Source organism: Burkholderia sp. SJZ089 (genome assembly GCF_007828315.1).
Taxonomy (GTDB): Bacteria; Pseudomonadota; Gammaproteobacteria; order Burkholderiales; family Burkholderiaceae; genus Burkholderia; species Burkholderia gladioli.
On sequence record NZ_VIUM01000001.1, the window covers coordinates 447,405 to 459,524 of the forward strand.

Annotated in this window: 12 protein-coding genes; 8 read left to right on the plus strand and 4 right to left on the minus strand. The window is 71.7% G+C overall.

The window, feature by feature from the left end:
* Positions 1-37: 37 nt before the first annotated feature.
* Positions 38-1,483: an HD domain-containing phosphohydrolase gene (locus FB600_RS01655; RefSeq protein WP_098183037.1), complete on the minus strand. Its 1,446-nt coding sequence runs from the start codon at positions 1,481-1,483 to the stop codon at positions 38-40.
* Between the two features lie 180 nt (positions 1,484-1,663).
* On the opposite strand from FB600_RS01655, the gene FB600_RS01660 reads away from it, so the two are divergent.
* The 3 genes from FB600_RS01660 to FB600_RS01670 all read left to right on the plus strand — a co-directional run bounded on the left by FB600_RS01660 (position 1,664) and on the right by FB600_RS01670 (position 3,706).
* Positions 1,664-2,437, plus strand: a complete 774-nt coding sequence (locus FB600_RS01660) for an alpha/beta fold hydrolase (protein ID WP_096751294.1) — start codon at positions 1,664-1,666, stop codon at positions 2,435-2,437.
* Positions 2,438-2,736: 299 nt separating this feature from the next.
* A complete protein-coding gene (locus FB600_RS01665) occupies positions 2,737-3,153 on the plus strand; it encodes an organic hydroperoxide resistance protein (RefSeq protein WP_096752867.1) in 417 nt (138 codons plus the stop codon).
* A gap of 121 nt (positions 3,154-3,274) precedes the next feature.
* The gene (locus tag FB600_RS01670; protein ID WP_096751295.1) at positions 3,275-3,706 is read left to right on the plus strand and encodes a DUF4148 domain-containing protein; all 432 of its coding nucleotides are present in this window, start codon (positions 3,275-3,277) and stop codon (positions 3,704-3,706) included.
* 297 nt (positions 3,707-4,003) lie between these two features.
* Here the strand turns inward: FB600_RS01670 and FB600_RS01675 are convergent, their stop codons facing one another.
* Together FB600_RS01675 and FB600_RS01680 are read right to left on the minus strand one after the other, a co-directional pair.
* The gene (locus FB600_RS01675) at positions 4,004-4,468 is read right to left on the minus strand and encodes a MarR family winged helix-turn-helix transcriptional regulator (protein ID WP_096751296.1); all 465 of its coding nucleotides are present in this window, start codon (positions 4,466-4,468) and stop codon (positions 4,004-4,006) included.
* A 197-nt stretch (positions 4,469-4,665) separates the two neighbouring features.
* Entirely contained in the window at positions 4,666-4,980 is a 315-nt protein-coding gene (locus FB600_RS01680) for a DUF4148 domain-containing protein (protein WP_145756135.1), read from the minus strand.
* A 341-nt stretch (positions 4,981-5,321) separates the two neighbouring features.
* On the opposite strand from FB600_RS01680, the gene FB600_RS01685 reads away from it, so the two are divergent.
* From FB600_RS01685 to FB600_RS01705, 5 genes are all read left to right on the plus strand, one after another.
* Positions 5,322-5,750 carry a GNAT family N-acetyltransferase gene (locus FB600_RS01685; RefSeq protein ID WP_013690499.1) on the plus strand — a complete coding sequence of 143 codons (429 nt, stop codon included), beginning with the start codon at positions 5,322-5,324 and terminating at the stop codon, positions 5,748-5,750.
* Between the two features lie 201 nt (positions 5,751-5,951).
* Positions 5,952-6,905, plus strand: coding sequence for a DUF3348 domain-containing protein (locus tag FB600_RS01690; protein ID WP_145756136.1), 954 nt, complete (start codon positions 5,952-5,954; stop codon positions 6,903-6,905).
* A gap of 10 nt (positions 6,906-6,915) precedes the next feature.
* A complete protein-coding gene (locus FB600_RS01695) occupies positions 6,916-10,062 on the plus strand; it encodes a DUF802 domain-containing protein (RefSeq protein ID WP_145756137.1) in 3,147 nt (1,048 codons plus the stop codon).
* Entirely contained in the window at positions 10,059-10,745 is a 687-nt protein-coding gene (locus FB600_RS01700) for an OmpA family protein (protein ID WP_145756138.1), read from the plus strand. The genes FB600_RS01695 and FB600_RS01700 overlap by 4 nt, the downstream gene beginning before the upstream one ends.
* Before the next feature lie 10 nt (positions 10,746-10,755).
* The gene (locus FB600_RS01705; RefSeq protein ID WP_145756234.1) at positions 10,756-11,436 is read left to right on the plus strand and encodes a DUF2894 domain-containing protein; all 681 of its coding nucleotides are present in this window, start codon (positions 10,756-10,758) and stop codon (positions 11,434-11,436) included.
* Between the two features lie 25 nt (positions 11,437-11,461).
* Here FB600_RS01705 and FB600_RS01710 read toward each other — a convergent pair whose 3' ends face one another.
* Positions 11,462-12,088 carry a permease gene (locus FB600_RS01710; RefSeq protein WP_145756139.1) on the minus strand — a complete coding sequence of 209 codons (627 nt, stop codon included), beginning with the start codon at positions 12,086-12,088 and terminating at the stop codon, positions 11,462-11,464.
* Positions 12,089-12,120 lie beyond the last annotated feature (32 nt).

Sequence of the window (12,120 nt, forward strand, 5' to 3'; positions counted from 1 at the left end):
CCCGCATCCGTCAGCTCGGATGCGGGCGCCTTTGGCTTTACAGCAGCCCGGTGGTCAGCGCCTTGAGGGTGGCGGCCGCGCGCGTCGAGCAGTCGAGCTTGCGGAAGATGCTCTCGACATGCGTGCGCACCGTGCTCGGGCTCAACGCCAGCACGCGCGCCGCTTCCTTGTTGCTCAGGCCACCGCTGATCTGGCGCAGCACCTCGATCTCGCGCGGCGACAGCAGCGGCGTGGCGGGCCGCCTGGGTGCCGGCGCGGGGCCGCCCGCGGTCTCCACCACGGCCGCGATCACCTCGGGATCGAAGCGCCCGGCCGCAGCCTCGGCCTGCAGCAGGCCGGCCGCCGCGTCGATCGAATGCGCGGCGCGCCAGGGCCGCGCGTCGAGCAGCGCCTGGCAGGCCACCGCGCCGGCCAGCAGGCGCTGCGGCACGTCCAGCGCCGTGCCCGACAGGCCGCGGAAATAGCCGCTGCCGTCGAGCCGCTCGTAGGCATGCGAGGCCAGCCCCGCCGCGCCGCGCAGGCCGCCGATCTGCTGCGCCGCGCGCGCGCTCCAGTACGGCACCAGCCGCACCTGCTCCCATTGGTCGCTCGACAGGCGCCCCGGCGTATCCCAGAGCCGGTTCGGCAGCGCCGCGCGGCCGATGCCGTGCAGCAGCGCGGCCGCCTCCAGCTCGGCGCCGATCGCGGCATCGAGGCCGAGCCGTGCCGCCGCGCGCGAGGCCAGGCTGGCCACGCGGCGCGCATACCCGGCCAGCCAGGGCAGCTTCAGCTCGGTGACGTCGGCCAGCAGGCTCAGCGCCACGTCGGCCGTGTCCTGCTGGTCGGCCAGGCGCCAGCCGGCGGTGTCGGGTTCGCCGGCATCGAGCGTGTCGAGCCAGGCTTCGGCATGGGCGATGCAGAGCTCGGCCAGCGCGGCGGGATACTTCGCGCCGCCCTGCGCGCGCAGATAGGCGAGCGCCGCTTCGCGGCCGTGCGCGCGGGCGAGGATTTCCAGGTCGCTGGCGAGATTGACGAAATAGACGGTGGACGGCACCGCGTCGCCGTCGAGTCCCTCGGGCATGCCCTTGCCGTCGTGGCGCTCGAAGATGCGCCTCAGCGTCAGCACCACCCCGGCCGGCATGCCGAGCGTGACCGCGATGTCGCCGGAGATCTCGCAGTGGATCAGCGCCAGCGGCACGATCAGCGAATGCATCTGCGCGCTCATCGGCGGCAGGCGCTGCGCCATCATCGCCTCGCGCGAGGCCACGTCGTCGCCGAGCAGGTCGGCGAAACCGCTCGCGTTGGCGGTGCAGCCGGACCAGCGCAGCATCGCGGCGGCGCGCGCATGGTTCTGCGCCTCGGGGCCGGCGCCGGCCTCGGCGGCCAGCCAGCCGGCCAGGCAGGCGGTGCGGCGCGAATGATCGGTCGAGCGGCCCATGCTGAGGTCGCCGACGAAGGCCAGCGCGAGGATCGCGTCGGTGAGGCTTGCCGTGCTTGCGGACATCGTGATCGGGATGGCGGGAGGAAGGTTCGGATCGAGGCGCGAACGGCGCCATGAGGACGGCCCGGCGGCCCGGGCGACCGGGTCGGTCGATCGACCGATACCGGCGCGAGGCGCCAACCACGACACTGGCTACCAGTCGAGCCGATATCGCGACTCGCACCACTTACCCAGGAGATCGTCATGAAGCGCCATTCTATCGCAGCCCTGATCGCCGGTTTCGGCCTTGCCACTGGCCTGGCCGGCTTTTCGGCAGCCGCCGCCGCGGCCGAACCCGCCGCCTCCGTGGTGATCGTCCACGGCGCCTTCGCCGACGGCTCGGACTGGGCCAAGGTGGTGCCGCTGCTGCAGGACAAGGGCATCCACGTCACCGTGGTGCAGAACCCGCTCGACTCGCTGGCCGGCGACGTGGCCGCCGCGACGCGCGCGATCGACAAGCAGCCGGGCAAGGTGGTGCTGGTCGGCCACTCCTGGGGCGGCACGGTAATCACCGAGGCCGGCCGCGACGACAAGGTGGCGAGCCTGGTGTACGTGGCGGCCTTCGCGCCCGACGCGGGCCAATCGGTGGCCGACGTCTCGAAGGACGCGCCCAAGTCGCCCGGCATCGCCCGCGTGGAAGCCGACAGCCAGGGCTGGCTGAGCCTGCCGGCGCAGGCGGTGGCCGAGGACTTCGCGCAGGACGTGCCGGCCCGCGAGGCGCGCGTGATGGCCGCCACCCAAGGTCCGATCAAGGGCAGCGCGTTCGGCGAGGCGGTCTCGAGCGCCGCCTGGCACGACAAGCCCTCGTACTACATCGTCAGCCAGCACGACCGGATGATTCCGCCCTCGCTGGAACGCTCGATGGCCAAGGCGATCGGCGCGAAGATCACCGAGCTGCCGACCAGCCACGTGCCGCAACGCTCGCGTCCGGCCGACGTGGCGCGCGTGATCGAGCAGGCGGTGGCCGCCGTCGAGTAAGCGCGCGCCAGGCACAGCGCACCGCGCCGGCAGCCGGCTTGTATCGCACTGTATCCGGCTCGATCGACGATACATGCACATGCAATTCGGGCCCGCCGCGAAACAAAGCGGACAAGTGCCGATGTTCCAATCTCGTCATGCCGAACGGGACGCGGGAAGCCGCGCGACAGGGCAGGAAAGCCAGGCCGCACGATTCGAGTCCAGCAAGGCATGAATTACTGATCGCACGATCGCATCGCATCCGATTGATATCGGCGGCGATGCGCGACACCACTGAACTACACCACCAGGAGCACACCATGAGCAAGATCGACAAGGTTCTGTACACCGGCAAGACCCACACCACCGGCGGCCGCGACGGTGCCTCGCGCAGCGATGACGGCCGGCTGGACGTGCGCCTGTCGCCCCCGGGCAGCAGCGGCGCCGGCACCAACCCGGAGCAACTGCTGGCCGCCGGCTGGTCGGCCTGCTTCATCGGCGCGATGCAGGCCGTGGCGCGCAGCCAGGGCGTCAAGGTGCCGGCCGACGTGTCGGTCGATACCGAGATCGACCTCGGCACCCGCGACGAGCAGTACTTCATCCAGGCCCGCCTGAACGTCAGCCTGCCGGGCCTCGATCGCGAGGTGGCGCAGTCGCTGGTCGACGCGGCGCACCAGGCCTGCCCGTATTCGAAGGCCACCCGCAACAACATCGACGTCACGCTGAACCTGCTCTGATCGACTCACGCGCGGCGGCGGGCACGGCGCCCTCGCCCACCGCCGCCGCGCGTGAATCCGGCAAGTCCCAGCCCTGCCCGTATCACTCGACTACCCAAACCTCCGACATTTGAGGTCCACCATGAAACTGCGCATCGCCGCTTCCGCCTTGTTCGTCGCATTCGCCGCCGCGCTCGCGGCACCCGCCATGGCCGCCGGCCAGGTCACCGGCAGCTTCGGCGACAGCGTCGCCACCGCCTCCGCCGCCCCGCTCGCCAGCCCCGGCAGCGACACCGCCGCCACCCGCCAGGCAAGCACCGGCCCGCTCACGCGCGCCCAGGTGCGCGCCGAACTCGCGCAGATCGTCGCCGCCGGTTATTCGCCGAGCCGCCCCAACGATCCCTACTACCCGGACAACGTGCAGGCCGCGCTCAAGCGTGTGCAGGACATGAAGATGGCCTCGAACGACACCGCCGCCAGCAGCTACGGCGCCGACATGCCGGCCATCGCCGAATCGGGCAGCCGCGTGGTGATCACGCGCGTGGTGGAGCGTTCGGTGTACTACGGGCATTGAGCGCGTGGCGCGCCGGCCGCGTGGCGGCGAGTTCATCCGGGCTGGATTGTCCGGCTCGCCGTCGCGCCGCCACCTCGTTCGTGCCCGCGATGTTCGCCGGCCCTGGCCTTGTGCTCCCGATCCGGGTCGTGGGCACAAGGCCAGGGCCGCTTTCGTCTGGAACGGCGCGATACGCGCGGATCACGAAAAAACGGCGCACGCGGCGCCGTCGTCATGGATTCGATTCGAGGATCCGGCTCGCGGGCGGGCAATCGAGCCCGGCTCGGCGCCCGCGCCGTCGCGCGCCGCCCCCTCCCCTCACTGCGCGCCCTCGCGCACCGACTTCACCAGGTTGTCGCGCAGCGTGACCACCGCCTTCTGGGTCTTGTCGAACGCCTCCGGCGTGAGCCCGCAGGCATCCACCAGGCTCACGCTGGCGAGATCCTCGCGCAGCCGCCAGCCCTTGCGGGTCAGGCTGACCAGCACCTGGCGCTCGTCGTGCGCGGCGCGCTGCCGTTGCAGGTAGCCCATCGCCTCGAGCTTCTTCAGGATCGGCGTGAGCGTGTTCGACTCGAGGAACAGCTTCTCGCCGAGCTGGCTGACGGTCTGCTCGTCCTGCTCGGAGGCCGCCACCAGCGTGATGTACTGCGTGTAGGTGAGCCCCAGCTCGTCCAGCACCGGCTTGTAGGCCTTGCCGAACGCCAGGTTCGCCGAGTAGACGGCGAAGCAGAGAAAATCGGCGAGCTTGGGAATGGCCGGCTCGGCCTTGTCCTTGCGGGTCATGGGCGCCCCTGTCGATGCATGGTGTCGAAGCGCGAATTATATATCGGATGCGATATAGTCGCGTGACGAAGTTTTCGGCGAGCGGAACGACGGCGAACGGCGAAAGCCGAGCCGGGCGGGCTCGGCGTCGACATCGCCGGTCGATGGCGCCGGGCCGTGCCGCGCGTGCCGGGCGGCACGGCGGCGCGCGCCCCGCATCAGGAATGCGCGTAGATCGCGTCGATCTCGGCCTGGTCGCGCCGCGCCGAGGGCATCTGCATCACATCGCCGGCGGCCGGGCTCGTCCGGGCACGGGCCTCGACATCGGCCGCGCCGTCGATGCGCGACAGGGCCGCCTGGATGTTGGCCGGGTATTGCGTGTGGTCGCTGGCCGGGTTGTAGCCGGCCTGTTCGAGCTGGACCAGCTCGGCGCGGACCTGGGCGCGCGTGAGACCTTGCTGGCTGGTCTGGGCGAAGGACAGCACCGGGGCGGTGGCGAGGGCGGCAAGGGCGAGGACGTGGGCAAGCTTCATGGTGTTTCTCCTGGGTTCGATGGGACTGCATTCGGTTGCGGGTTTCGGTACGCAGGGATGCTGATCGCGTACCGTCAGTAGACCGCGCCCACGTATCCCGTCTGTTTCCGCGCCCGGCCGCTTTTGCATGCCGATGTTTCGCGACGCGCGCTGGATACGTCGCGGTACAAAACCGCGCCGCCGTGCTTGCCGGGTGCCGGGAGAACGGCGCCGCCGCCATGCCCCACCCCGAGCGACCCGCGCCGCCATTGCGGGAATCGCGGAACCTCGCTATACATGCCGGTTCGCCGACGCGGGCCCGAGGGCCGTGCCCGCCGTTTTCTCCATTCGGACGACACACCATGACCTATACCTACACGTTGACCGATGTCGCGGACGACACCGTCCGCAAGCAGATCGCCGCCCCGCTGGTGGCCTACAACGACCGCAACGGCGGCCCGAGCGGCAATCGCCCGCTGGTGGTGGCCCTGCGCGACGCGGCCGGCGAAGTCACGGGCGGCCTGTGGGCCTCGACCGCCTACGGCTGGCTGGCCATCCAGTTGCTGGTGGTGCCGGAAAGCGCGCGCGGCGGCGGCGTCGGCACGCGCCTGATGCGGATGGCGGAGCAGGAGGCACTCGCGCGCGGCTGCCACGCGGCCTGGCTCGATACCTTCGAATTCCAGGCGCGGCCGTTCTACGAGCGGCTCGGCTACCAATGCTTCGCCGAGCTGCCCGACTATCCGCCGGGCTTCTCGCGAATGTTCATGAAGAAGACGCTGCGCCCGCTCTGAGCCGGCACGCGAATCGGGCGCCACGGCCGGCTGCCGCCGGGCCGGGAACCCCGCCCGGCGGGGCCCTCGGCGTAGTGGCCGGCCATCGCGGCACACGCCCCGGCGCGTGCGCGCCCGCGCGCGATCCGGCCCCCGCTCGCCAAAAAAGCAACCCGGCCCGCGCCCTTGTGTAAACTGCTGCCTTTTTTTCACGTTCGCAGCATGTCGTCACTCCCGCAGCGCAGCTCCCTGCACGCGCCGGCCCTCGTCCGCATCCTGACCCGCCTCGGCGGCACCGACGTGCAACGCACGGCGCAGCCGCTCGCCGATCGGCTCAGCCAGTGGGTGGCCTGGACCGACGCGATCGCGCTCTCCTCGGTGCTGGCCGCGCCGGCGCCGGTGGTGGCCGGCCTGCGCGGCAACGGCGAGGACGAGGCCGCGCGCGGCCTGAGCCTGCGTTCCTCGCTGTCGAAGGCGATCGCCAACGACGCGCTGCTCGCGCCCGCGCGCCAGCTCCGGCGCGGCGGCGCGTTCGCGCCGGCCCAGTTGGCGCGGCCGCCCGAACCGGCGGAGACGGACGCCGATTTCGCGCTCTATCGTCAGTGCTGCCTCAGCCTGCAGCAGAAGATGGAGAGCGAGATCGGCGACCTGCGCGCGCGCCTGCGGCCGCGACTGGCCGCGCAATCGCCGGCGCTGGCCAAGCTGGCCGCGCTCGACGCCACCATGGAACGCGCGCTCGCCGCGCGCGAGCGCAGCCTGTTCGGCGCGGTGCCGGGCCTGCTCGGCGCCTATTTCGAGCGACTGCGCGCGGATGCGAAAGCAGCGCGTGCCGAAGCCGAAGCCGAAGCCGAAGCCACCGATGGCAATGGCAACGGCGAAGCCGCGCAAGCGGGCGGCGACGGCAACCACCGTGGCAACGATGGCGGCAGTGGCAGCGGCCCGGCTAACGGCCATGCAAGCGGCCATGCAAACGGCCCTGCCGCGACGCCGGCCGCTGCCCCGCTGCCCCGGGCCGCCGAAGTCGCGCCGCCGCTGCGTGCCCGCCTGGCCCAGGCCAGCGCGCCCGACAGTTGGCTCGACACCTTCCGCAAGGACATGCAGAGCGTCCTGCTCGCCGAACTCGATCTTCGGTTTCAACCGGTGGGAGGGCTGCTCGCGGCCCTCCGCGCCCGCTAATCCCAAGCCTATGTCCCGACTTCGTATCGATCTCCTCGTTTTCCTCGCCGGCCTTGCCGTGGTGGGCTGGATCGGCGCCGGCTACCTCGGCGGCAATCCGCTCGCGCTGGCCGTCACCGTGCTGATCGCCGCCTTCTACCTGGGCGGCGCGCTCGAACTGCATCGCTACCGGCAGGCCACCGCGAGCCTGGCGCGCGCGCTCGGCTCGGCCGCCGCGCCCGCCTCGCTCGATGCCTGGCTGCAGCCGCTGCACCCGAGCCTGCGCAGCGCCGTGCGCGCGCGCGTCGAAGGCGAGCGCGCCGCCCTGCCCGCGCCAGCGCTCACGTCCTACCTGGTCGGCCTGCTGGTGCTGCTGGGCATGCTCGGCACCCTGCTCGGGATGGTCGCCACGCTGCGCGGCACCAGCGCCGCGCTGGACGGCGCCACCGGGCTCGACGCGATCCGCGCCGCGCTCTACGCGCCGATCCGCGGGCTCGGCTTCGCGTTCGGCACCTCGATCGCCGGCGTGGCGAGCTCGGCGATGCTCGGGCTGCTCTCCGCGCTGTGCCGTCGCGAACGGCTCGAGACGGTGCAGAAGCTCGACGCGCTGGTGGCGTCCACGCTGCGGCCGTTCTCGCACGCGCATCAGCGCGAGGCGGGTTTCGCGCTGATGCAGCGGCAGGCCGAGGCCATGCCGGCCCTGGTCGAGCGGCTGGAGGCGATGATCGCCGCCATCGAGCGCCAGGGCGCCACGCTCGGCGAACGCCAGCTCGCCGGCCAGCAGGCCTTCATCGAGCAGGCCGAGGCCAGCCACACGCGCCTGGCCGCCATGCTCGGCGAGACGCTGACCCGCAGCGCGGCCGACAGCGCGCGCGCCGCGGGCGCCGCCATCGTGCCGGTGGTCGAGGCGGCGATGGCCGGCCTCGCGCAGGAAAGCGGCAAGCTGCACGGCACGCTGATGCAGGCCGTCGACCGGCAGCTCGACGGCCTGACGGCCGGCTTCGAGACGAATACCGCGCGCGTGGCCGGCATCTGGAACGAGGCGCTGGCCGAGCATCGCCGCTCGGGCGAAGCGCTCGCGGGCGAGCTGCGCGATGCGCTGGAAGGCTTCAACAGCAGCTTCGAGAATCGTTCGGCCGCGTTGCTGCGCGAGGTCGAGAAGCGCCAGGCGCTGGCCGCCGAAGGCGCCTCGCGGGCCTGGGACAGCGTGCTGGCGCGTCACGAGGCCAGCGGCGAGAAACTCGCCGACGACAACCGCCAGGCGCTCAGCGCCGCGGCCGCCACCTTCGAGACCCATGCCGGCGCGCTGCTGCGGGAATTGCGCGCCGCGCAAGGCGAGCTGCAGGCAGGCCTGGCCGAACGCGACGAGACGCGCCTGGCAGCCTGGACCGGCACGCTGGCCGCGATGAGCACGACGCTGCGCGAGGAATGGCAGTCGGCCAATGCGCAGGCCGCGCGGCACCAGCAGGCCATCTGCGCGACGCTCGAACAGACCGCCGGCAGGATCGCCGCGCAAGCCGGGACGCAGGCCGATCGCGCGCTCGGCGAGATCACGCGCGCGGCCGAAACCGCTGCCTCGGCCTGGCAGGCCGCCAGCACGCAGGCGGCCGAGCGCCAGCAGGCGGTGGTCGAGGCGCTGGCGAAGACGGCCGGCGAGGTGGCGGCGAGCGCCGAAACCAAGGCGAACACGACGCTGGCCGAGATGGCCCGCCTGGCCGCTACGTCGTCGGAAGCCTGGCAGGCAGCCAGCACGCAAGCGGCGGAACGACAGCAGGCGATCTGCGATGCGCTGGCCAGGATGGCCGAGGACGTGGCCGCGCAGACCGAGTTGCGCACGAACGGCACGATCGCCGAGATCGCGCGAGCGGCTGAAGCCAATGCAACAGCATGGCAGCTTGCTTCGACGCAGGCGGCAGAGCGTCAACAGGCGATCTGCGACGCGCTCGCGAAGACCGCCAACGACGTGGCCGCGCAAACCGAAGCTCACGCCAGCGGCACCATCGCCGAAATCGCGCGTGCTGCTGAAGCCAACGCAACGGCATGGCAGCTCGCCTCGACGCAAGCGGCCGAGCGCCAGCAAGCGATCTGCGACGCGCTCGCGAAGACCGCCAACGACGTGGCCGCGCAAACCGAAGCTCACGCCAGCGGCACCATCGCCGAAATCGCCCGCGCCGCCGAAGCCAATGCAACAGCATGGCAGCTCGCCGCGACGCAAGCGGCCGAGCGCCAGCAGCGGATCTGCGACGCCCTGGAAAAAACCGCCGCCGAGATCGCCACGCACGGCGAAACGCAGGCCAAGGGCACGCTGGAGGAAATCGCGCGCGCGGCCGCGGCCCACGCCGACGCGTGGCAGGCGGCCAGCACGCAAGCCGCCGAGCGGCAGCAAAGCATCTGCGACGCGCTCGCCCGAACCGCCGACACGATCGCCGCGCAAACCGAAGCCCACGCCAGCGGCACCATCGCCGAGATCGCACGCGCCGCCGAAGCGAATGCCGCCGCCTGGCGCGATACCGCTCGGCAAGCCGCCGAGCGCCAGCAAAGCATCTGCGACGCGCTCGCCCAAACCGCCGACACGATCGCCGCGCAAACCGAAAACCACGCGAACGGCACCATCGCCGAGATCGGCCGCCTGGTCGATGCGGCCTCGGCGGCGCCGCGCGCCGCCGCCGACGTGGTCGCGGAACTGCGCCAGAAGCTCTCCGAGAGCATGGTGCAGGACACCGCGATGCTGGAGGAGCGCGGCCGCCTGCTGTCGACGGTCGCCACCCTGCTCGACGCGGTGAGCCACGCCAGCAACGAACAGCGCACGGCGATCGACGCGCTGGTCTCGACCTCGGCCGAGCTGCTGGAGCGCGTCGGCACCCGCTTCGACCAGCAGGTCGAGGTCGGCGCGCAGGTGCTGGAAGGCGCCTCGGCGCAGGTCGGCGGCAGCGCGGTGGAAATGGCCAGCCTGGCCGACGCGTTCGGCCAGGCCGTGCAGCACTTCGGCGATTCGAACCAGAAACTGATGACGCAGCTCGCGCGCATCGAGGCCTCGCTCGACAAGTCGCTCGCGCGCAGTGACGAACAGCTCGCCTACTACGTCGCGCAGGCCAAGGACGTGATCGACCTGAGCCTGATGTCGCAGAAGCAGATCGTCGAGAACCTGCAGCGCCTCGACGGAGCGAAGCCGGCATGAACGAGGAAATCGACGGCGGCGTGGAGCCGACCGCGCCCGTCTGGGCCGCCTTCAGCGACCTGATGGCGGCCCTGCTCGGCGCCTTCGTGCTGATCCTGGTGGGCGTGATCGGCATGCAGCTGGAGGCCTCCTCGCGCCTGGCCGACGAGGTCAGGCAGCGGCAAGTCGAAACCCAGCGGCGCAAGACGCTCGAGCAGGCGCTGGCCGGCCCGCTCGCGGCCGGCCGCGTGACCCTGGTGGACGGGCGCATCGGCATCGCCGGCAACGTGCTGTTCGCGGTGAACTCGGATCAATTGCAGCCAGAGGGCCGCGACCTGCTCAGGAGCCTGGCCGGGCCGCTCACGGCCTACCTGCACGATCGAGACCAGATCCTGATGGTCAGCGGCTTCGCCGACGACCAACTGGTGCGCGCCGGCAATCGCCGCTTCGCCGACAACTGGGAACTGTCCGCCGAACGCGCGCTGACCGTGACGCGCGCCTTCATCGATTCGGGCGTGCCCGCCGCCTCGGTGTTCGCGGCGGCCTTCGGCTCGGAGCAGCCGGTCAGCTCGAACGCCGACGAAGCGGGACGCGCGCGCAATCGGCGCGTGGAGATCGCGGCCGTGCCGCGCCCGACCAGCTCGACGGCGGCGACGGCGGGCGCCTCGCCTGCCTCGGGCGCCGCGGCCAAGGCGGCGAACTGAGATGAGCGCCATGCACGAGCCGCTGCCCGAGCCGGTCGGCGACGCCGCCGCGCCGGCCGTTCCCGCATTCCGCGAGGATCGGCATGCACCCACCCGCGCCCGGCTCGACGATTGGCGCGAACGAGGCGCCGAGCACCTCGATCCGGCCGGTTTCGCGCGCATCGAGGCGCTGCTGCGGCGCGCGAGTGCTCATCGAGGCGCCGTCGGGCGCGTGCTCGACGCGCGTCTCGATGCGCTGATCGAAGCCTTCGCGGCGGCGTTCGACGCGCGCCAGGCACATGTCCCGGAAGCGGCCGATGCCATCGGGCAGACACCGCCCCCGCGTACCGCTGCACCGAGCCCGTTCGCCACGCTCGCGCTCGACAGGACACGCACCGCGCGCAGCGGCCCGCCGCCCGAGTTGCTCGACTACTTCCGCGAAATCTGGTCGCGACTGAGCGCCGACCAGCAGGTCCAGCAATCGCTCGACATCGTGCCGAAGAACGCCGGCCCGCTCAATTCGAGCAGCCTGGTGCATCGCGCGCTGCTGCTGATGCGCGAGCTCTCGCCCGAGTATCTGCGGCAGTTCCTGTCCTATGCCGACGCGCTGTCCTGGCTCGAGGACATGCAGGCCGATCCGGCCGCGGCGACGGCGAAGGAAGCGCCGCGCAGCGCGCCGGCGAAGAAGGCCCGGCGCACGCGCGCACGCTGAACCCATCCACGCGGCGCTGCCGCCGCTACGCCTCGATGGCGGCGCGCTCGCGAGAGCGCCCGCCCCGCGCGCCGCGCCTGAGCAGATCGAAGGCCATCAGGTGGCTCGCCCCCGAAATGCCCACGCCGTACAGCGGAATCAGCGCCATCGGCAGCGTCTGGATATTGGCCATGCGCGGATCGTGCAGCAGGAAGAAGGTCAGCCCCGTGCCCACCGCCACCACGAAATCGGCGAAGCCGAACAGGTGGAACATCAGGTAGCGCCCGCGGCTGGCCGGCAGCAAGGTGACCAGCAAGGCCAGCACGCCCGCGATGAAATCGCCCCATCCGGCGTTGCGGACGAAGGCTTCCGGCAGCAGGTCGTGCCCGCCGTACCAGAAGAACACCAGCGCGGCACCGATCCGCCAGATATGGAAGCTGGTGAGCGGCCTCAAGCCGAGTGCCGCGATATAGGCACGAAACCCTCGCGACATCGCATAGATCGCCACCGGCACGACGATGCCCAGCGCGATCAGCGCCGCCAGCGACAGCGACGGCAGCAGGCTGTAGAGACCGGTGAGCGCGGCGCCCGCCACGGCCAGCCCCCACAAGATAAGGACGGCGAGCAGCACGCGTGTACCGCGGCGCAGGTCGATCCCGGTTGGATGATTCATGGTCATGCTCCTGGTTGTCCGGCGCCTCGCGC

Coding starts and splice junctions, on each gene's coding strand:
- FB600_RS01675 (WP_096751296.1), bottom strand. CDS start 4,468: ATGACCCGCAAGGACAAGGCCGAGCCGGCCATTCCCAAGCTCGCCGAT.
- FB600_RS01680 (WP_145756135.1), bottom strand. CDS start 4,980: ATGAAGCTTGCCCACGTCCTCGCCCTTGCCGCCCTCGCCACCGCCCCG.
- FB600_RS01695 (WP_145756137.1), top strand. CDS start 6,916: ATGTCCCGACTTCGTATCGATCTCCTCGTTTTCCTCGCCGGCCTTGCC.
- FB600_RS01665 (WP_096752867.1), top strand. CDS start 2,737: ATGAGCAAGATCGACAAGGTTCTGTACACCGGCAAGACCCACACCACC.
- FB600_RS01690 (WP_145756136.1), top strand. CDS start 5,952: ATGTCGTCACTCCCGCAGCGCAGCTCCCTGCACGCGCCGGCCCTCGTC.
- FB600_RS01655 (WP_098183037.1), bottom strand. CDS start 1,483: ATGTCCGCAAGCACGGCAAGCCTCACCGACGCGATCCTCGCGCTGGCC.
- FB600_RS01700 (WP_145756138.1), top strand. CDS start 10,059: ATGAACGAGGAAATCGACGGCGGCGTGGAGCCGACCGCGCCCGTCTGG.
- FB600_RS01705 (WP_145756234.1), top strand. CDS start 10,756: ATGCACGAGCCGCTGCCCGAGCCGGTCGGCGACGCCGCCGCGCCGGCC.
- FB600_RS01710 (WP_145756139.1), bottom strand. CDS start 12,088: ATGAATCATCCAACCGGGATCGACCTGCGCCGCGGTACACGCGTGCTG.
- FB600_RS01685 (WP_013690499.1), top strand. CDS start 5,322: ATGACCTATACCTACACGTTGACCGATGTCGCGGACGACACCGTCCGC.
- FB600_RS01670 (WP_096751295.1), top strand. CDS start 3,275: ATGAAACTGCGCATCGCCGCTTCCGCCTTGTTCGTCGCATTCGCCGCC.
- FB600_RS01660 (WP_096751294.1), top strand. CDS start 1,664: ATGAAGCGCCATTCTATCGCAGCCCTGATCGCCGGTTTCGGCCTTGCC.